The sequence below is a fragment of the Sphingomonas sp. MMS24-J13 genome (assembly GCF_044905095.1).
Lineage (GTDB): Bacteria > Pseudomonadota > Alphaproteobacteria > Sphingomonadales > Sphingomonadaceae > Sphingomonas_I.
Genome location: NZ_CP173258.1, coordinates 4,302,878 through 4,323,023, shown reverse-complemented (window position 1 = coordinate 4,323,023; position 20,146 = coordinate 4,302,878). Strand labels below are relative to the sequence as shown.

Genomic DNA, 20,146 nt, shown 5'->3' with positions numbered 1-20,146 from the left:
TTGTTCCGTCTCAAGAAGCGGGGAGCACTGGCAGGCTTCGGTCATATAATCCGGTCGCCGCATACCAGCGCCATCTCGACAGCAAGTTGGATCTGCACGGCGCCGATCGCGATCTCGCGTTTGCAGACGCGATAGGATCCGTCTCGGCCGAGCTGTTCCGGCGGCAGGGCGATGTCCACGTCGCGGCGCTCATCCATCACGGCCTCCAGAATGGCATGACCATCTTCGATCTCGGCTGCGGCTGCGGGCGCACGGCACAGGCTTTGCAGCGCTCAGGCTGGAGCGGACGCTATATCGGGAACCGACATCATCCCCGGTTTTATCGAAGAGCTTACAGCCAAATGCCCGTCCTATGAGGCACATGTTCATACCGCGCCGACGATTCGCGCAGAGAATCAGTCGCTGGACATGCTATATCACTGGTCGGTCTTCACCCATATTCCGCCTGAAGAATGCTTCCTCTACATGGAAGACAGCTATCGCGCGCTGAAGCCCGGCGGAAAGATGGTATTTTCGTTTCTCGAATTCGCGGACCCGCAGCATTGGCCAAACTTCATGCATCGGGTGCAGCGCATCAAAAAGGGCAAGCCGCTCAACCTCCTCGACACGTTCCTCCACCGCGATTGGATCGCGCTCTGGGCGGAGCAGATCGGCTTCTCGCGGATGGCGTTTACAGATGGCGCCGATGGTACGAATCATCCGCCGTTCTGGCAGACGTTGGTTTCGATGACGAAACGGCCAGCCATTTGAAAGAAGCCCTGAATATAACGCGGATTGCCAGGAGATTGCGGGGCGCCTCCTGCAACTCTGCAGCAGCTTTATGGACGACTTTTAGATCATCCCATCACGTATTTGCATTTCACCGTCACCGAAGGTGATCGGCAAAGTTTCGGGCCCGGCGATATGGCCTGGAAGCTTGGCGGGCGGCTAGCGCCGTCCGCGAGGAGCAATCACCCCTTTTTGCCGCTTTCATCCCGTCGCCACTTGACCCTCCGCTATCTTCCTTGCATTTCCGGTGTCATCCAAGCGGGAATGCAATCATGATTTTATCTGATACGACCAGCCTAGCGAAGCAGAAGCATCAGATTGACAAGAACAGTATTCTGCAGCGGACATTTGATCTGTCTGAAGTATACAGGTCACTGCACAATGCTTATATGGAAAGAGGCGTTGCTGCCGATCTGGACCCGAACGACAAGGAACACACATTCGACGCAGAATGGAAGATTCCGCATTATTTCGAGACCGGATCCGACGCTATACGTGTTATTGTCAATGCGCTTATCAGCAATCTGAAAGACCCCCCGAAGAAATTACTGGATTTCCCGTGTGGATCTGGCCGGGTAACTCGGCATATGAAATCATTCTTTCCTGAGGCAGATGTAACAGCATGTGATCTATACGATTATCATGTGAATTTTTGCCGTGATATCATCGGTGCCAAGGGCGTCATGTCGCGAGCGAACTTAAACGAAGTCGATTTCGGCGATAAATTTGACGTCATATTTTGCGGATCGTTGCTCACCCACTTGCCTGAACGCGAATTCATGGATGCCGTACGCCTGATAGCAAGCTCACTGTCGGATACCGGGATTGCCGTTGTGACCACTCAAGGCCGCTATGCTGAATTTGTTCAGAAGAACAAGTACAAGGTCATTGAAGATGATCTGTTTGAGGTCGCACTGTCAACTGTTCCCGAAACCGGATTTGGATACGTGAATTATAATCACAAGTTCATGACGGAGACATGGAACAAACAAGATCAATATGGCGTCACGATCAGCAGGCCACATTGGTTGATGAAGCAACTCGAAGATATGCAGCAGATCCGCATCATGGATTATTCCGAACGCGGTTGGGACGCTACGCAGGATGTCGTCGTATTCGGAAAGCCAGGGGTGAATGCTTGGATGAGAAGTGGCGACGTCGTCATTTAAAATCCCACTTAAACGGGCCGGAATTATCCACTTAAGCGCTCCGACGTGCCCACGGCATTGCCGCGGCGAACAGCATCGTGGAGCGGTCCGTTGCGACGAGTTCGCGCTCTCGTCGCGGGCTACACATCCGCAAACGCACATGGCGAAGGCACGCAAAGCACAATGGGTTTGCGCACATCCGGCATCACGCCGGGCCGGAAGCCCAGCAGAAATGGAAGGTCGGGGCCGAGCGGCGGAATCGCCCCCCCTTGCGCACGCTATTCATCCCTGCCGGTTCAAAGATCATTACCCGTTTGTGCTTTTACGGCTACCGGTGCACCTTGAAGGACCATGAAAACCGACCGCTGACCCCACGCGATTGCGCGCGCAAAAGGGGATGGTCTATAGCCCGCATCGCGCAGACCGGCAGCGGGATGACGTCGATTCGGTCCCGTTTGGGATCGGCATCTTAGTTTTCTTCTGAAAGCAAATGGAAGCCTAATGTTCTACGACGAGACGAAACGTCGCGCCATTCGGGAAGCGGATACGAAGAGCGGCGAGCCCGATGCGCAAAGCATCATCGCCGGGCTTGAGGCAGCGATAAGACGCCGGGATACGGAGATCGGCACGCTTGTACGCCTGCTGGAAGAAAGCCGCGCCGCCACCGTCGATGCCGCCGCGCCAAACGTGATTGATTCAACCGCCTCACAAGCCGTCGCAGATCAGTTCAACCGGACGATCCGCACGATGACCGACGCTCTCGCGCGCTGGATCGGGCGATCTTTCGCGCAACGCGTGGTAAGGAATGCGCTGTTGCGCTCCGGTGCCTTCAACCCGAGCTGGTATCTCGATCATTATCCCGATGTCCGGAAGAGCGGCCAGGATCCGCTGCAACATTATTTGCACCATGGCATACACGAACGCCGCGCTGCATCGCCCGTCTTTCAGTTCAGCCCAGCAAACTGACGGGCGAGCCATGAGCGATGCAGTAACCGCGCCGGAAACAATCCGGAATTTCGATCCGCTGTGGTACAGCAGCGAATATCCGGATGTCGTCTTGTCAAATCTGTCCCCGCAGGAGCATTACAGACGGTATGGAAAGGCGCTCGGCCGCACTCTTGACGCAAAACGACAGACCGTATCACCGCCGATTGATCGTCCGAAGGTGTCGGTCGTCTGTATTTGCTACAATCAGGAACGGTTCATCGAGCAAACGATTCGGAGCATATTGAGTCAAATAGTCGCTTTTCCGATCGAGATCATCGTCGTCGATGATTGCTCTACCGATCGCACACCTTCTCTCATTGAACCCCTGATCGCAAACGATCCACGGGCGAAATTCATTGCACGAACCACCAATGTCGGTTCGCCTCAAAACTTCGGCGATGCCCTCGCGCTCGCCCGTGGCGAATATGTTGCGATCTGTGAAGGCGACGATTACTGGACTGACGATCGAAAGCTGCAGTTGCAAGTCGATTTTCTTGATGAAAATCAAGATTGCTCGATATGTTTCCATCCTGTCGTCGTCGAATATGAGGGTGATCAGAAGAGCGAGATCTTCCCGCCGGATACTGGGCCGTTTCATGCTCATAGGCTCGCATTCGGCAACTTCATCCAAACCAATAGCGTCATGTATCGCTGGCGCTGGGCGGAGGGCGAATTCGCCCGAAGCTATTCCCCGGCCATAACGCCGTCGGATTGGTACCTGCATCTTCAACATGCGGAAATCGGCGGGATCGGGTTCATCAATCGCCCGATGGCCGTGTACCGCAAACATAGCGGCGGCATCTGGTGGGGCGCCGGGTCGCTCGTTCACCGGCTTCGCTACGGATCCGGCGAGATTGCGTTCTTTCGCGGACTAGGCACGCTCTTCGGCGGCGCCTTTGCGGAGCATTGCGCCCAGGTCCGCGCGGAATTGGCGTTCCAATTATCCCGTCATTATATCGTCAACGACGATCACGGGGCATTCCGGCGCCTTCTGGATGCGGATCACCCGGCCACCTTGGTTGCGCTGGACCAACTCGGCTTTCGCTTCACCGGATCGTTCGCCGATAACGATCAGATTTCGTGGGCAGATTTGGTGTCGCTCCCGCTCATCAGCGTGATCGTGCTGACCTATAACCATGCCACTACGATCGAAGAATGCCTGCGCAGCGTGATTTGCCAGCAGGGGCCGTTCAACATCGAACTGATCATCGGCGATGACTTTTCGAAGGACGAAACCTGCAATATTATTGACCGCGTTTTTGCACAGGCCAAGCCCGGCTTAACCGTCAAGTTTTTCCGCGCGGAAAGCAATATGGGCATGCAGGCCAATCTTAGACGATGTCTGGATGCTGCAACGGGAGAGTATGTAGCATTTTGCGAAGGTGATGATTATTGGTTATCGCCGCTTAAGATCATCAAGCAGGTACTTTGTCTTCAGGGCGACCTTTCCCTGTCGATGTGCTTTAACTGGATCTTGTTGGAGAATCAGGTCGATAACTCTCTGACGCCGCATCCGCAACAGGAGCAGATATACGGCTCCATTCTTTCCCAGCAAGAAATCTTCGAAAATCCGATAACGGCGAACTTTTCCTGCTGTATGTATCGCGCCTCCAGCCTTAGCGAAATCGACGACCGCTACTACGCGACTAGAGGCGCCGCGGACTGGCTGTTCAACCTGTTCGCCACCGAACGCGGCCAGATCGGCTTTATCCGCGAATTGCTATCGGTTTATCGAATTCATTCGGGTGGCCAATGGAGCAAACTCCTCCCGACCTCGCAAAAGGCGACCTTCGCAGAAGCCCAGCGTTTGGCGAAGGCAACGCTGGGAAGCAGCCTGAAGGTTGGAAAATATAGTATTGAAACATATGAGCGCCGCCTGCCAGCCCCCCTGCTGGGGTGTCTGGATCAACCACAACAAGGTGCAACCGACCTTAGGCACGGTCGGCTGGACATCAGCGGATGGGTAGTCGACGATCGAAACCGGAAGATCAATCTTGTCATCAAACACGGCAGAGAGCGCTATCTGATCGATCTCAATCAGCCCAGAATGGATGTACCGGTCACATTGGGTCTTGACAATGCCGACCCCAAATGCGGTTTCCACATCAGCTTCAGCCCTCACGGTGAAGGGATGATCGATATCGAGGTTCAGGCCGGAGAAAGCGACCCAATACCCTGGCAGCGCATTCGCTATGTATTCGTATTGGATAGCTGATGCACCACGTTGACCGACGGAAGCTCCTGATGTCAGGTGGATCCTGGGTGAATGCCTAGACTGCTGCGGCCTTCTTCCGATGAGAGCGCTTTCCTCGATGCCGGTCGGCCACATCAACGTGCGACACTCTTGTACTTCATAGACAGCAGAAATCGAAAGCCGACACCAAGTTGCTTGTTGATCGCCTTTCCATAAAGGAATTCACGTGGCCGATCGCGTCCTTGTCCTCCCCGCCGGCACGGAAATCGGCCACGAGATACACGATTCTCTTGAATTCTCGCGATTTTGGGAAATTCATGGCGCAAACGAGGTGAACGATCACTCGAGCCTGATCTACCGAAACATCCATCTCGGCCTACCAAACGTCTATCACGACGAGTTCGTCGATGCCGCGATAGCCCTCGCCGCGCGGATTGATGCACGCTTCGTTATACCGGCACATGACGAGGCTGTATTTCGCCTTGCCGGCACGGTTCCGGCCGAAATGCTGGTCGGTCCGGAGCCGAATCTCGCCGCCGTCCTGCGCTCGAAGACACGAACGATCGCGGCACTTGACGACGTCATTGCCGGGCCGACCGAGATTTCTCGCAATGCGGCCACCTTCCCCATGTTCCTGAAGCCCGATCGCGGCCAAGGTTCGCGGGGTGCAATGATCATCCGCGATGCTGAGGAACTCGAAGCGGCGCTGGCAAGGGAGAGCGATTGCGTTCTTCAAGAGCTTCTGCCCGGCGAAGAAATCACGATCGACTGCTTCTCGGATCGGGAGAATATCCTGCTCTATGCACACGGGCGAGTCCGCTTGCGCACCTCCGGCGGCATCGCCACCCGAACGGCGAGCATGCCGGACGATTTTCTGCGGGCCGAAGCCGAAGCTATATCCTCCAGGCTGAAGATCAGCGGCGCCTGGTTCTTTCAGGTCAAGATGGACCGGCAGGGCAGACCCAAGCTGTTGGAGGTGGCCAACCGCATCGCCGGCTCCTCAGGCTTCCAGCGCATGCGCGGTGTCAATCTTATGGAAGCATGGTTGCACCAAAAGGCGGGCCGAACCGTCGCAATGCCCGAGGGCCCATTTCTCGAAATAATCAGCGATCGCGCCCTCTACTCCAAGGTGCACGTCGCCCTTCGTCCCGAAACCATCTACGTCGATTTCGACGACACGATCATCCTATCGAACAGTGAAATCAATTACAGGCTTGTCGGGCTGCTGTTCGGCTTGAAGTACCGGTGCGGCTGCTCGATACAACTCATCACCCGCCATGACGGCATTGTGGAGCAAAAGCTTAAAACCCTAGCGCTTACGGATCTGTTCGATCACGTTCACCATCTGCAGCGCAACGAATTGAAATCTTCGGTGATTGCAGGGCCGGCAGCGCTGTTCATTGACGATTCATTTAGCGAGCGAAAGGAGGTATCACGGCAGTTGGGAATCGCGTCCTTCCCGCTGGAATGCCTTGAAACTTTGGAAGGAATTATCGAAGGATGGCATCGATGACCGGCCGTGAGCGGGTGACCCCCCTCTACGTCACGAAACCCATCCCGCCGGATCGGGCGGTGTTCGACGATCTCGTCCAGCGCATGGTCGAGCAGGGCATCTACACCAATTTTGGCCCGCTGGAGCGAGACCTGACCGAGCGGCTCAGCCACAGATTCGGCGTGCGACGCATGATGCTGACCAACAACGGGACGTCGGCACTGCTCGCCGCGCTTCTGGCTCTGGGCAAAATCGGCGGCACGGTGATCACCACGCCCTTCACCTTCGCAGCAACCGTCCATTCCATCACTCTGGCCGGGTTCAGGGTCAAGTTCGCCGATGTCGATCGCGACACGCTCAATCTCTCGCCAGAATCAGTCCGCTCGGTGATGACCGATGACGTCGTCGCCATCCTTCCGGTGCACGTATACGGCAATCCCTGCGATGTGCCGGCGTTCGACGCCATTGGCAGGGAGTTCGGGGTCACGCTGATCTACGACGCCGCGCACTGCTTCGACGTCTATGAAAATGGCAGGTCGATCTATCTCGAAGGCGACCTCAGCGTTGGTAGCCTGCATGCTACCAAACTTATGCACACCGGCGAAGGCGGACTGCTGTGCGCTAGCAACGGCGTCTATCTCGATCGTGTGAGACAGGCGATCAACTTCGGGATCGAAGGGGAAGAGATCGTTTCCGGGGTTGGCTTCAATGGCAAGATGAGTGAGGTCAACGCCGCGATGGGCCTGTCCGTCCTGCCGATGGTAGGTACCGAGATCGCCCGCCGCAAGATCGTCCACGATCTGTACGTCGCCATGCTCGCCCGCCTGCCCGGCGTCATACGGCCCACGTTCCGCGCTTCCGTGACGCGTAATTACATGTATTTCCCCGTTCTTGTGACCGAGCAGGCTGGATTCAGCCGGGATGCCTGGTGGACGGCCCTGCGGCAGAAGGGGATTTTCGCCCGTAAATATTTCTACCCTTTGATTTCGAACTGCTCGCCATATGACCAGATCGGTTCGATCGATCTTCCCGCCGCGGCCTGGGGTGCCGAGCGCGCCCTATGCCTGCCGATTCACAGGGACGTAACCGAGGACGACGTAAAGGAGATTGTCCAGACTGCGGCCGCATTGGTCTGATCATGACGGCGAAACTGCCTTGAGCGGTCGCCTCGATCGGCGTTCGGTGCCGGCGGTCGCATCGAATCGAGGAGCCGTACCACCAGCGCCGCGGGGCAGCGCCAGGCCCAAAGCCTGGGAGAGGTGCAGGGACGGCCACGCCACTCGAATCACCTTCTTCGAGCACGGTGGAATTGACAAGCACATGGCATCGGTCCATTTACCCGATCCATTTTTCTGTAGCAAAATCAAACGGATTATATTGGTGAGTCAGGCAGTATAATGAAAAATCTGAAGTTTATTCGCCTGAACAACTGGTTTGCAATTTTTGTTGTCTTACCCACTTTAATTGCAGCATTATATTATGGCTTGGTAGCTTCAGATCAATATGTTTCCGAATCCCGCTTCGTCGTGAAAGGACGCTCGGGTCGTTCCGATCAGCTTTCCGGCCTCGCCAGCCTAGTTCAAGTCGGAGGCTTGTCGTCAGGCCAAGAACAGACAAACGAGGTAATCGACTATATAAGATCACGAAACGCCTTGATGGAATTGCAACGACGAGTCGACATTCAAGCAAAATTTAAGCTTTCGGGTATCGACCCCTTTTCACGCTATCCTTCTTTTTGGAAAAAGGATCGTTTCGAAAACTTCTATCGTTATTATCTCAGCAAGATCGGCACGAAGGTGGATTCCGAAACCGGTCTCGCAGTCCTTACCGTCAGGGCCTTCACGCCAGCTGACACCCGGCAGATCAACTCGGTCCTGCTGGATCTGAGCGAAGGGCTCGTCAACCGCCTGAATGGCCGCGCGCGGGATAAGGCGATCGCCGAAGCGGAGCAGCGCGTCGCAAGCGCGCAGGAGCGCGTCCGCAAGGCGCGGCTGGCTATGGGGCAGTATCGCAACAGCCAGGAACTCATCGACCCGCTCAAGCAAGCCGGCGGCGTGCTCGCCATTTCCGACCAGCTCATCTCCGCGCAGGCGGCGCTCCAGACGCAGTTGGAACTGATGGTCCGCGCCACCCCCCGAAACCCCTCAATCCCCGCGCTGCGGGGCCGCATTGCCGCAATAGGCAGCGCCATAGCGCACCAGAACAGCCGTGCTGTCGGCACCCCTTCCGCTTTGTCATCAAAGATGAGCGGTTACGACAATCTCGCGCTCGAGCAGGAATTTGCCTCGCAAAACCTGACGGCAGCCAGTGCGTCGCTCGAGCAGGCGCGTGCTGAAGCCCAGCGCCAGCAATATTACCTGGAGCGTGTCGTCGAACCCCAGGAACCTGACATATCCCGCTATCCGCAACGGCTGTGGAGCATCCTCACTGTAGCTGGTGTCGCACTCTGCTTGTATCTGGTTGGGTGGATGCTGATCGTCGGCATCATCGAACATTCGCCGGACAACTGATCATGGCTTCGCTGCGTGCAGGATGGAAGGTTCAAACCCGCGTCATCAAGGCGCTGATGATCCGCGAGCTGACCACACGGTTCGGGCGCGAGAATATCGGTTTCCTGTGGATGATGGTGGAACCGCTCCTCTTCGCGATCCTGGTCAGCATCATGTGGAGCGTCCTGCGCGCCGAGGAGCATGGGATCGGCGTAGTCGCCTTCGTCGTGACCGGATATCTGCCGCTCACCCTATTCCGCCATGCGGTTTCCAGATCCGTGAAGGCGTTCTCCGCCAATGGCAGCTTGCTGTATCACAGCCAGATCAAGATCGTGGATTTCATTTTCGTACGCTTTGCGATCGAGATGATCGGAACGATGATGGCCTATGTCTTCATCTGCACAATCCTATATGCACTCAAGCTGTTTCCCGCCCCTGCGCATTATCTTGATCTTATCATGGGCTGGATACTCTATTGCCTGTTCACCCTGGCCCTTTGCCTTATCCTCGCACCTGCTTCTGAAATGTCGGACGCTCTGGAGAAATTCATTCCTGTCAGCACATACATTATGATTCCCTTCTCGGGCACGTTCAACATGATGTCCTGGCTGTCCCCAACGCTGCGCGATGTGCTATATTGGTCGCCACCCGTGAACGCGATGGAAATGATGCGCTACGGCGTCTTCGGCGACGATATCACCGCTTATTACGACCCCACCGTACCGTTGGCGGTGTCGATCGTGCTTCTGCCGATCGGCCTGACGCTCTGCCGGCGCGTGCGGCGTACCTTGGTGGTAGAGTGATACGCTGCGAGAATCTCTGCAAGTCCTATCCAATGGGGCACGGGCGGAAGCGTGTGCTTGAAGGGTTGAACTTCGAAGTCAATCCAGGCGAGCGCGTCGGCGTGCTGGGACGCAACGGTGCGGGTAAGTCGACGCTGATCAAGCTCATCGGCCAGGTCGAGATGCCGACGTCGGGAAGCATCGTCAGGACAATGAGGGTATCGTGGCCCTTGGGTTTTTCCGGCGGATTTCAGGGAAGCTTGACCGGCTACGACAATGCGCGCTTCATTGCACGCATCTATGGCCAAGACTATGCGCAAATCCGCAGCTTCGTGGAGGATTTCACCGAGCTGGGCCGTCAACTCAAGATGCCGGTCAAGACATATTCGTCCGGCATGCGTGCCCGGCTGGCGTTCGCGCTATCGCTGGCGATCGAATTCGACTGCTATCTGATCGACGAGGTCATCCTGGTCGGCGACCAGAATTTCCACCGCAAATGCCATTACGAGCTGTTCGAGAAGCGCCATGACCGCGCTCTGGTGCTCGCGTCCCACAGTGCCGATCTGATTCGCGAATTCTGCAATCGCGCGGTCGTGCTCAACAAGGGCCAGGGTATAGTCTACGAGGATATCAACGAGGGGTTGGCTGTTTACGACGCGCTATGAAGCGTCCCCCCAACCCGATCGCACACCATTCCGCAACGCGTTGCCAACTTTGCCGATCAGTCGATCCGATACCGTCGGCCTTCCTCCCGGCCGTGCTTCAGATAATGCTCCGCAGGATCGACCCCGGCCGTGGCCACATCAGGATTCAGATCGCGATAGACATTCCGCTCGAAATCCTCCGGGAGTGGATCAACGCTGACAGGAGGCGCCTTGCGCGGGAAAATCCGCCGCAACAGGCTGGTTTTCGCCTTCCTTGCAGCCGGCCGCGTCGCCGCAATCGGTTTTTCGCCAAGAATGGTGTTGGGCTCGTGCGCGCCGCTGGCGATGTTGACGATCGAGCGCAGATCCAGGCGGCCCAACGGCTCGTCCGAAAAAGCCGGTGTATAGTAGATACAGTCCTTGAAATAATAATGCGTCACCTGCGACCAGCGCGTACGGGTCGGGTCGTTCTGCCGGCTGCCGCCGTGAAGAAGGTTCGCGGCCCAGATCAGCGCCTGGCCCTTGCGTGCGAAGAAATGGTCCGGCTGCACGCCGGAGGCGGCCACCAATTCCCGCCACACCTTCTCGAACGGAGCCTGCGCCGAAGGGGACTGGCTCCGCCAGCCGCGGCGGCCGATCATGGCATTGGTGACGATCGGCCATTTGTGCGAGCCCGGATAATAAACGAGCGGGCCTGCATCGGGATGGGTATCCTCGAACGCCAGCCACACCCCGCACATGAACCGTTCCGGCAGGCTAGAAAAATGGATCGAATCGCTGTGGGGATGCTGCTCGGTCCCGACCGGGAAGTTCAGGGTCTGGAACGGAAACGCCTCGCGGCCGTAAAGCTTTCCCAACAGCGCGATGACCGCGTCATTGGCAGCGATCGCCTTGACGTCGGGATCGGTTGTCCAGGCATCCTGGACACGGAGCTTCCCCGGGTTTTTGGAGACCGTCGTATCGTCGGGGTCGATACCGAAATACGCGGCCAGCCGGGCCTTAATCCGAGCGATCCGTTCATGGATTTCGGGATCCGGAAAATCGACGACGGCATAGCCACGCTCGTTGAGGCTCCGCGCGATGGCGATATCCTGCTCGGTCATTCCCGAAGCATCGATCGACGCCGCAAAAAGCGGCGACTCGATCAGCGGCACTCCCGGCAGCAGCTGCGCTGAAATCGACATTGGGCTCGAATCTCTCCGTCAAAGATGAATGCGGTAGGTTTCGCTCGATCGATCGAGGCGTGGATGATGCATGGGATCGATGATGACTGCCGTATCCCATCGCTCCTGCAAGACCGCCAATTCGCGCCTGTACCGTTCGACATGCTGGGAGGAGAGGTCCTGTCCGCGCGATTTGCTCTCATAGTGGATCATGATCGCTTGGGGAGCATAGACGTTGCGCCAGCCTTGACGGTCCAGCTTCAGGCAAAGATCGACATCGTTATAGGCAATCTGCAGATTGATCTCGTCCAAGCCGCCGACCGCCTCATATTTGGCACGCTCGACGACGAGGCAGGCCGCCGTCACCGCGCTCGCATAATGCGCGCAATGTGCCAGCGCGAAATAGCCGGGTTGATCGTCCGGCAGCGCCCGATGCGCATGCCCGGCAGCATCCCCGAGCCCTACCACCACGCCCGCATGCTGAATGCTGCCGTCTTCGTAGAGCAATTTGGCGCCAACTCCGCCGACGCCGGGCCGTGTCGCATAACGCATGAGTTCATCAAGCCATGCACCGTCAATGATCTCGGTATCGTTATTGAGCAGGCACAGATAGGCGCCGTGCGCGCGCGCTGCGGCGAAATTGTTGATCGCCGAATAATTGTACGGATGATCGTACCGGAGGACGGACACGCGCGGATCCGCCATGATCGCAGCAAACCAGGCATGCGTAGCCGGCTCGGTGCTGCCATTATCGACGATCAGGATATCGTAATTCGGATAGCGGGTTTCCCGCAGCAGGCTGCCGATGCAGCTTTCGAGAAGATCGGCCCGGTCGCGGGTGGGTACGATGATCGTAACGGGTGGCGGCGGATCGGGCAGCGGCCAGCGGACCCTTACAGTTCCGAACGGGCCCGGCAGTGCGCGGCCGCCTTGCCTTTCGACATATCGCGCCACCGCCCGCAGGCGTGCGGCCGGATCGTCATGATCGCGGCGTTTCGGAAGGTGGCACAAGACATGCGCGATGTGCCGAGCGGTGACCCCCGGTTGCGCCGCCGCCGCAAGGAGAAACGCGTAGCCGACGCAATCGGCAAGGTCGGCCGAAATCTCCCCGACCGCCCGTGCGACCGGCAGCGCGAACACGCACGCACGCGAGACATAATCCAGCGCAAGCACGAGTTCGGCGTCCCATTGCGGCTTGAACCAGGGTTTCGACCGGTGCCCGTCTGGATCGATGGCGTCTTCGTCGCCATAGAAAATGGCGACGTCCGCCGCAACGAGCGCGGCTTGCTGGTAACGCAGAAGCGCGCCTGGTGGCAGCACGGCATCCGGCGGAACGATCATGACGAAATCGCCCCTGGCGGCTGCCAGCGCCGCGCGGAGCGCGTTCACACCATCCGGAGCGTCGGTTGCAATCTGCTCGAAGGACCGGCCGCCCGCCTCGAGTTCCGGCGGTATCGCGCCAGTGATGATCAAATCCCAATCGCGGCAGATCTGCGCATCGATCGACCCCAGCGTGCGATCGAGCGCGACCGCGCCACTCCAGGCTGGCGCATGCACCAACAGGCTGAATCTCGGCCGCGGAAAGCTGGGCGGCAGCCGCACCGCGTCACGCAGAACACGGGTTTCAGCGTCCTCGATGAGCCGGATCCACGTCGGATAGAGCGGAAGTAGTTCGACCGCTGCGTCGCGCAACCAGTTGCGAGCCCGAACACGCCGCCGCGTGGCAAACCAATATGCGATCGCGATGGCCCGTGCTGGCCGACGCCGCAGCACGCCGAGGAACAATTGGGCCCAGGCCGGTAAAACGGAAGGCGACGCGCCTCGATAGGTCATGCCCTGCCCCCTTGACCCCGAAGATGGGGATCGGCTGGTCGGTGGCTCTTCGCGCTACAATCTCCCCCGTTACGGTGCAAGATCCGGCACCACGCACCAGACATGGTCCGGATACCATCGCATCGGGGCGCTGACCGAAGACGTTTGCCTCCGGCGGAAAGGTAATGCTAGGGCGGGCACGTGCTTTCCATCGCAGATTGCCGCCAGGAGCCAATGATTTTTTCTTCAACCTCTCAAGTGTCTTACGGCTTGAGCAGATTCCTTCCCGCAGTCCTCGGCGCGATCTGCCTGTCAGCCTGCGCGACTTTGCCATCGAGCGGCCCGACCGGGAGGCAGATCGAGCGCGGGATTTCGCCTCCCATCCAGCTCGTCGAACTCGACGACATTTCCGCATTGCCCCCACCGCCAGCCCGGATACCGCTGTCGCTGACCAATCTGACACCTCCGCCGACTGACATGGTCGGCCCGGGCGACGTGCTCGATATCGCGATATACGAAGCGGGGGTGACACTGTTCGGCGGCACCGCGAAGGCAGCAGCCGAATCGGCGAGCTTCGACTCGTCCGCAAGGGTCGAGCGTCTGGCAGGCAGTCGCGTAGACGATGCGGGGAATATCCAGCTGCCTTATGCCGGACGACTGCATGTCGCCGGATCCACGATCAGCCAGGTGGAGCAACAGATCCGCAGGGCACTAAGCGGCTTTTCGCAAAATCCGCAGGTGCTGGTCTCCATCCGGGACAATATTACGAACAGCGTGATTGTCGGCGGCGAGGTTGTCAAACCCGGCCGCCTGGTCTTGCCGACCAACCGGGAAACCGTGTCGGACGCCATCGCGCTCGCCGGGGGCTATAGGGGCGATGCGAAGGACCTGAAGGTGCGGTTGCAACGCCAGAGCCGTACCGGCGAATTCCGACTGAGCGATGCGCTGAGCGGCGAAGAGGAGGAACTCCGCGTCTATCCGGGCGACCGTCTCTCGATCCTGCGGGCGCCGCGCAGCTTCTCGGTGATGGGTGCGCCGGGCCAGGTTCAGCTCTTTGCATTCGGAACCCCGAACGTCTCGATGGCGGAGGCGGTGGCGCAGGCCGGCGGCTCGCACCCGGCGGTTGGCGACCCTGCGGCAATCTTCGTATTCCGCTATGTAGCCGACAAGGACGGCGTCGCGCGTCCGGTGGTCTTCCATATGAATATGATGAAGGCCGGCAGTTATCTGCTGTCGCAGCGCTTTGCGATGGAGGACAAGGACCTAATCTATGTTGGTAACGCGCGCGCAAACCAACCGGGCAAGCTGATCCAGATGATCAGCCAGCTCTTCTCGCCGATCGTGACTGTGGCCAGCGCAGCCCAAGTGCTGAAATAAGCTCGATCGTACAGGACGGGTGCCGACACTGAACCAGCGCGCCAAAAAGCGGCCTAAAAGCGCTCATGCCGCCCGGCCCGGCGCGTCGCCGCAAGGCAGATGTGGGGCCGAACGATGCCGGCGCAACTAGCCGGCGTCGTGCCACGGGCTTGGCGCACCGTGCTGGGTCTCGCCCTGACGGCACGCCCCGGCGAGACAATCCTCGCCCTCGTCGAGCTTCTCCGCGGGCGGCGGGTGCGCGGCTGGAACCTGCTGTCACTCGCCGCGGCCCGGCATCGCCGCTATTATGCGGCGTGGATCGCGGCGGCCGAGCCCGCCCTGCAGCCGGCTGCGCCCGCCAATCCTGGGTTGGCGAGCCCTGTATCTGTCGGCGCTGTAGTGATCGGCGGCTCCAGCTCCGTGACCGGCGCCAGCCTGATCGCCGCCTTCGGGCGCGATATGCCGATCTTCGATGGTACCGCCCCGCTGCCCGCGAGCAGGCCCGCTTGGTTGCTGCCGATCCGCGCAGGCGACCGTGTTGCGGTCGCGCTCGGATCGGTACTCGATGCTCATCTCGGCGAAGGCGCGCCAACCCTGATCTATTGGGACGAGGATCGCCTCGACAAAGGCCGCCGCACCGAACCCTGGATCAAGCCCGATTGGGACCCCATCCTGTTCGGTACGCATGACGGCCTGATAGGAAGCTGCCTTCTGCGCAGCGATACCCTCGGCGAGGATCCGATCACGGACTGGACCGCGCTGGCATATGCCCTTGCGAACGGGAGCGATGCGCGGCACCTGCCGCGCATCTTGACTCACCGCGCGGCCAGCCGCATCGCGGCTCCGCGCCAGCATGTCGCAAACCCGCCCGTCGCGATCAGCGTGATCGTCCCCACACGCGACCGTGCCGATCTGCTACAGACCTGCCTCGATGGCCTGTCGCGAACGCACTTTCCCGGCGAGCGCGAGATCATCGTGGTCGACAATGACAGCCGCGATCCGCGCACCAGAGCCCTGCTTGCGCAGCTGGCGGCAAGCGGCGCAGCGCGCGTGGTGCCACAACACGGGCCGTTCGACTTTGCTGCGCTATGCAATGCTGGCGTCGCCACGGCGCATGGCGAGCTGGTCTGCCTGCTCAACAACGACATCGAAATCATCGCGCCCGACTGGCTGGAGCAGATGGCGGCCTGGGCCGTGCGAGATGAGATCGGCGCGGTCGGCGCGCGCCTGCTCTATCCGGACGGCGCGATCCAGCATGCCGGGGTCGCGATTGGCATCGGGGGCGCCGCCGGTCACGTCGAGAAGGGAGCGTTGCCGCAGCCCGGCGTCTTTGCGCCGTGGCATGACGAGACCCGGACCGTTTCCGCGGTGACGGCAGCCTGCCTGCTTGTCGCGCGCGACAAATTTATCGCCGTCGACGGCATGGATGCCGAACGGTTCACGATCGACTTCAACGATGTCGACCTGTGCCTGCGGCTGGCTGCAAGGGGCTGGCGCACGGTCTATTGCGCAGCCGCGACGTTGATCCATCACGAATCGCGCTCGCGCGGCACGACGCGGCACGGGGCCGACCTTGCCCGGTTCGAGCGCGAACTGGCGGCGCTCCGCTCGCGCTGGGACACGCGCGACGTCCGCGACCCCTATCATAACCCGCTCTTTCGTCGCCAATCCGAACGATGCCTGCTGGCCTTCTGACCGACGTTGCGCTGGTCGCCGTCACCAGCGTCGCGATTCCCGCCACCGCTCGAGCACTGACCCTGTCGCAGCAAGGGCTCCGCTTTGGCGAGGCACTGTTGCTGAGCGACCATTCGCCCCCGCCCGGCACACCAGCCGCCTGGCGGCAGATCGCGCCGATCGGCTCGCGGCACGAATATTCGACCTTCATGCTCCGCGAACTCGCCGCGCACCTGCAGACACCGTATGTGCTGTGCGTCCAATGGGATGGCTATGTGCTCGATCCGGCCGCCTGGGACCCGGCATTTCTGGACTATGATTATATCGGCGCGCCGTGGCCGCAGTTCGGGGACGGAATGCGTGTCGGCAATGGCGGCTTCTCGCTGCGATCACGCAGACTCGTCGAAGCCTGCACGACCCTCCCCATTACAGACGATTCGGAAGACGTCGCCATCTGCCGGACACACCGCCCAATGCTGGAGAAGCGGTTCGGATTGCGGTTCGCGCCCGAGGACGTGGCGCGTCGTTTCGCCTATGAGAGACTCGCACCGACCGGCCGCGAGTTCGGTTTCCATGGCGCCTTCAACCTGATCGATCATCTTTCGCGGCCGGATTGTTCCGCCCTATTCGCCGCTTTGGAACCTGGCCTGCTCAACCGCCGCGAGCATAAGGAAATCCTGTACGGGGCGCTGCGACGGGGCGACGTGCGGCTGGCATCGACGATCTGGCGACGGATGCGCGCGCGCGCTGCTCGACGGCGGTAGCCGCCGACAAGCCTACCTTTGCCGCAGCGAGACCATATCCTCGATCAGACCTTCCAGCGCCGCCAACGGCCAGGCGTTCGGCCCGTCCGACATGGCACTGTCGGGCTCCGGGTGCGTTTCCATGAACAACCCGCTCACGCCGACCGCCACCGCCGCGCGTGCCAGAACGGGCACGAATTCGCGCTGCCCGCCGGAGGTCGTGCCGCGACCGCCCGGCAATTGCACCGAATGGGTCGCATCGAACACGACCGGGCAACCGGTATCGCGCATGATCACCAGCCCCCGCATATCGACGACAAGATTGTTGTAGCCGAACGACGTGCCACGTTCGGCAACCGTCAGCACGGGATCGGCCAAACCCGCTGCCGATGCCGCGCTCCGGGCCTTGTCGATCACGTGGACCATGTCACCCGGGGCCATGAATTGCGCTTTCTTGATGTTGGCCGGCTTGCCGGACATGGCAACCGCCTCGATCAGATCGGTCTGGCGCGCGAGAAAGGCAGGCGTCTGGAGCATGTCGACCACCTCGGCCACGGGCCTGACCTGGGCTACTTCATGCACGTCGGTCAGCACGGGCAGGCCCGTTTCGGCCCGAACCTTTTCCAGGATGCGCAGTCCCTCCTCCAGGCCCGGGCCGCGAAAGGAATTGCCCGAACTGCGGTTCGCCTTGTCGAACGAGCTTTTGTAGATGACCAGCATGCCGAGCCGATCCGCGATGGCGCGCAGGGTCTCCGCCACCGCCAGCGCCAGTGCCTCGGATTCGATCACGCAGGGGCCGGCGATCAGAAAGAGCGGCTGATCCAGACCGATCGCGCGGCCACTCAATATTGTTGCCGTCATATGTTCAGTCCAGACCGCCCTGTGCCAGCGCCGCTTCCACCGCGAGGACATCCTCGGGATTGTTGAGCTCCCACAGGTCATAGCCAGGTGCCGGAACCTCGACCACCCGAACCGGCAGGCCATGCTCTAGGAAGCGTAATTGTTCGAGCCCTTCCAGTTCTTCCAACGGACCCGGCGGCAACGCCGCATAGGTCTCCAGCATGGCGGTCCGATAAGCGTAGACGCCGATATGGAGGAAGCGCGGCAGCGCCGGATCGTCGGCGCGGGCGGGCGGGATATGCGGAATGACCGCCTTGGAGAAATAGAGCGCATCGCCGCGCACACCGATCGCCACGGTCGTGCCGCCGACCCGCTCCACCTTCTGGTCCGCCAGCAATCGGGCGTGCACGATCGGGGTCACGCGGAGCGCGGGCGTCGCGACCCCGATCGTGTCGTCCCGTGCCATGCTTGTCACGAGAGCCGCCACGAAACCCGGTGGCGTGAGCGGCGCATCGCCCTGAAGGTTGACGACCAGCTCGATACCCGAAAGCAGCGGTAGTACCGCTGCACACCGTTCAGTGCCGTTGCGGCAGGCCTCGGATGTCATCGCCACATCCGCACCGAACCCCCGCGCGGCATCGGCGATGCGGTCGTCATCGGTGGCAACGATCACGCGTTCGATACCCGGCACCGCCATAGCCGCCTCCCAGCTGCGGCGAATCAGCGGCTTGCTCGTTCCACGCGCCCCCTTCAGGGGAACGAGCGGCTTTCCAGGATAACGAGTGGAGGCGAAACGGGCGGGGACGATGATCGCCGTCTTCATGCTAGCCCAAGCCGAAGGAAATCGTGGACGTGGACGAGCCCGACCGGGCGGCGGCGCACCGCATCCTCGATCGTGAACATCGCGGTGATCTTGTGCTGGTTCAGAATGTTCAGCGCATCCTCGACAAAACAGCCGGGCGAAACCCACACCGGATCGGGCGTCATCACGGCGCGCGCCGTTGAATCGAACAGACCGTCGAGATTGCGACGCAGATCGCCATCGGTAATCACACCGATCAGCGCCCCGGCGTCGTCGACCACGCCGGCAATACCGAAGCTCATCGTCGTCATTGTCAAAATCACGTTGCGCATCGGCTCGTCAAGGCCGACCAGCGGCAGCGGATCGCGCCCGTGCATGACGGCCGCGACCCGCATCAGCTTCTTGCCGATCGTGCCGCCAGGATGCAGCGCCTCGAAGCCGGAACGCGAAATACCGCGCGCGCGCATGATCGTCATGGCCAATGCGTCGCCCAGCGCCATCATCATCGACGTCGATGTAGTCGGCGCAAGATTGGCCGGGCACGCCTCGTCCATCCGCGGCAGCAACAATTGGACGTCGGCATGGTGCATCACAAGCGAATCCGCCCGGCTTGCAATCCCGATGACGGGCAGGCCCAGCTTGGCGGCGTACACTAGTACCGGCTGGAGTTCGGCGGTGCTGCCTGAATTGGAGAAGGCCACCAGCCCGTCGCCGGGCGCCAGCATGCCCAGATCGCCATGCGCTGCTTCGGCGGGATGGACGAACAGCGCCGGGGTACCGGTCGAGGACAAGGTCGCTGCGAACTTGCGCGCGATATGGCCCGACTTGCCGATACCCGTGGCAATTACGCGTCCGCGCAACTGCATGATCGTCAAAATCGCCTGCGCGAAACCGGCGTTGAGCGATGCGCCGAGGACAGTGAGTGCGGCCGCCTCGGTTGCAACAACCTGCCGGCCATAAGCGATCAGATCAGCCTGATCGGTGACCGACAAATGCCGGGAAAACTCTGCTACGCCCATCGCTTAATCCTCCACGCCCGGGGGCGCGCCGGCTTCCTACCCGCGCCGCACAAAAGTGGCGAGCGCCAAATTGCTGCATCCATGTGTCATAACGAAAGAGGCTGAACCATTTCGGACAAAAGTAACCCGAAGCCCTCAATGGAGAAAGTATCGCAAATTCAATGGTATCTGCATATCGCGGGACTGAGCCATACCCTGATACAGTCACAGAGCTTGACGATTAAAATTCCCCA

Annotated in this window: 18 protein-coding genes; 12 read left to right on the top strand and 6 right to left on the bottom strand. The window is 60.1% G+C overall.

The window, feature by feature from the left end; genetic code table 11:
• Positions 1 to 41: 41 nt before the first annotated feature.
• Complete coding sequence (locus AB4Z44_RS20050; RefSeq protein ID WP_404711415.1) at positions 42 to 197, bottom strand: hypothetical protein; 156 nt, start codon at positions 195 to 197, stop codon at positions 42 to 44.
• A 31-nt stretch (positions 198 to 228) separates the two neighbouring features.
• On the opposite strand from AB4Z44_RS20050, the gene AB4Z44_RS20045 reads away from it, so the two are divergent.
• The 9 genes from AB4Z44_RS20045 to AB4Z44_RS20005 all read left to right on the top strand — a co-directional run bounded on the left by AB4Z44_RS20045 (position 229) and on the right by AB4Z44_RS20005 (position 10,525).
• The gene (locus AB4Z44_RS20045; protein WP_404714297.1) at positions 229 to 750 is read left to right on the top strand and encodes a methyltransferase domain-containing protein; all 522 of its coding nucleotides are present in this window, start codon (positions 229 to 231) and stop codon (positions 748 to 750) included.
• Between the two features lie 290 nt (positions 751 to 1,040).
• Positions 1,041 to 1,937, top strand: a complete 897-nt coding sequence (locus AB4Z44_RS20040) for a class I SAM-dependent methyltransferase (protein ID WP_404711414.1) — start codon at positions 1,041 to 1,043, stop codon at positions 1,935 to 1,937.
• Positions 1,938 to 2,417: 480 nt separating this feature from the next.
• Positions 2,418 to 2,882, top strand: coding sequence for a hypothetical protein (locus AB4Z44_RS20035; protein WP_404711413.1), 465 nt, complete (start codon positions 2,418 to 2,420; stop codon positions 2,880 to 2,882).
• A 10-nt stretch (positions 2,883 to 2,892) separates the two neighbouring features.
• A complete protein-coding gene (locus AB4Z44_RS20030) occupies positions 2,893 to 5,118 on the top strand; it encodes a glycosyltransferase (protein ID WP_404711412.1) in 2,226 nt (741 codons plus the stop codon).
• A 205-nt stretch (positions 5,119 to 5,323) separates the two neighbouring features.
• On the top strand, positions 5,324 to 6,610 hold the full coding sequence (locus AB4Z44_RS20025) for an acetyl-CoA carboxylase biotin carboxylase subunit family protein (RefSeq protein WP_404711411.1): 1,287 nt from the start codon (positions 5,324 to 5,326) through the stop codon (positions 6,608 to 6,610).
• Positions 6,607 to 7,725 carry a DegT/DnrJ/EryC1/StrS family aminotransferase gene (locus AB4Z44_RS20020; RefSeq protein WP_404711410.1) on the top strand — a complete coding sequence of 373 codons (1,119 nt, stop codon included), beginning with the start codon at positions 6,607 to 6,609 and terminating at the stop codon, positions 7,723 to 7,725. Before AB4Z44_RS20025 ends, AB4Z44_RS20020 begins: the two co-directional genes overlap by 4 nt.
• Positions 7,726 to 7,986: 261 nt before the next feature.
• Positions 7,987 to 9,099: a capsule biosynthesis protein gene (locus tag AB4Z44_RS20015; protein WP_404711409.1), complete on the top strand. Its 1,113-nt coding sequence runs from the start codon at positions 7,987 to 7,989 to the stop codon at positions 9,097 to 9,099.
• A gap of 2 nt (positions 9,100 to 9,101) precedes the next feature.
• Positions 9,102 to 9,881 (top strand): ABC transporter permease, encoded by a 780-nt coding sequence (locus tag AB4Z44_RS20010; RefSeq protein WP_404711408.1) that lies wholly within the window; start codon positions 9,102 to 9,104, stop codon positions 9,879 to 9,881.
• Complete coding sequence (locus tag AB4Z44_RS20005) at positions 9,878 to 10,525, top strand: ABC transporter ATP-binding protein (RefSeq protein WP_404711407.1); 648 nt, start codon at positions 9,878 to 9,880, stop codon at positions 10,523 to 10,525. The genes AB4Z44_RS20010 and AB4Z44_RS20005 overlap by 4 nt, the downstream gene beginning before the upstream one ends.
• Before the next feature lie 56 nt (positions 10,526 to 10,581).
• On the opposite strand, the gene AB4Z44_RS20000 is transcribed toward AB4Z44_RS20005, so the two are convergent.
• Entirely contained in the window at positions 10,582 to 11,688 is a 1,107-nt protein-coding gene (locus AB4Z44_RS20000) for a phytanoyl-CoA dioxygenase family protein (RefSeq protein ID WP_404711406.1), read from the bottom strand.
• A gap of 18 nt (positions 11,689 to 11,706) precedes the next feature.
• Complete coding sequence (locus tag AB4Z44_RS19995) at positions 11,707 to 13,500, bottom strand: glycosyltransferase family 2 protein (RefSeq protein WP_404711405.1); 1,794 nt, start codon at positions 13,498 to 13,500, stop codon at positions 11,707 to 11,709.
• 180 nt (positions 13,501 to 13,680) lie between these two features.
• On the opposite strand from AB4Z44_RS19995, the gene AB4Z44_RS19990 reads away from it, so the two are divergent.
• From AB4Z44_RS19990 to AB4Z44_RS19980, 3 genes are all read left to right on the top strand, one after another.
• Positions 13,681 to 14,856, top strand: a complete 1,176-nt coding sequence (locus AB4Z44_RS19990; protein WP_404711404.1) for a polysaccharide biosynthesis/export family protein — start codon at positions 13,681 to 13,683, stop codon at positions 14,854 to 14,856.
• Between the two features lie 114 nt (positions 14,857 to 14,970).
• The gene (locus AB4Z44_RS19985; protein WP_404711403.1) at positions 14,971 to 16,530 is read left to right on the top strand and encodes a glycosyltransferase; all 1,560 of its coding nucleotides are present in this window, start codon (positions 14,971 to 14,973) and stop codon (positions 16,528 to 16,530) included.
• Positions 16,512 to 17,273 carry a DUF5672 family protein gene (locus AB4Z44_RS19980; protein ID WP_404711402.1) on the top strand — a complete coding sequence of 254 codons (762 nt, stop codon included), beginning with the start codon at positions 16,512 to 16,514 and terminating at the stop codon, positions 17,271 to 17,273. Before AB4Z44_RS19985 ends, AB4Z44_RS19980 begins: the two co-directional genes overlap by 19 nt.
• 12 nt (positions 17,274 to 17,285) lie before the next feature.
• On the opposite strand, the gene kdsA is transcribed toward AB4Z44_RS19980, so the two are convergent.
• The 3 genes from kdsA to AB4Z44_RS19965 are packed head-to-tail and all read right to left on the bottom strand — an operon-like array spanning position 17,286 to position 19,913.
• Entirely contained in the window at positions 17,286 to 18,113 is an 828-nt protein-coding gene (kdsA, locus tag AB4Z44_RS19975) for a 3-deoxy-8-phosphooctulonate synthase (RefSeq protein WP_404711401.1), read from the bottom strand.
• Between the two features lie 4 nt (positions 18,114 to 18,117).
• Positions 18,118 to 18,915 carry a 3-deoxy-manno-octulosonate cytidylyltransferase gene (locus tag AB4Z44_RS19970; protein ID WP_404711400.1) on the bottom strand — a complete coding sequence of 266 codons (798 nt, stop codon included), beginning with the start codon at positions 18,913 to 18,915 and terminating at the stop codon, positions 18,118 to 18,120.
• On the bottom strand, positions 18,912 to 19,913 hold the full coding sequence (locus AB4Z44_RS19965) for an SIS domain-containing protein (RefSeq protein ID WP_404711399.1): 1,002 nt from the start codon (positions 19,911 to 19,913) through the stop codon (positions 18,912 to 18,914). Before AB4Z44_RS19965 ends, AB4Z44_RS19970 begins: the two co-directional genes overlap by 4 nt.
• Positions 19,914 to 20,146 lie beyond the last annotated feature (233 nt).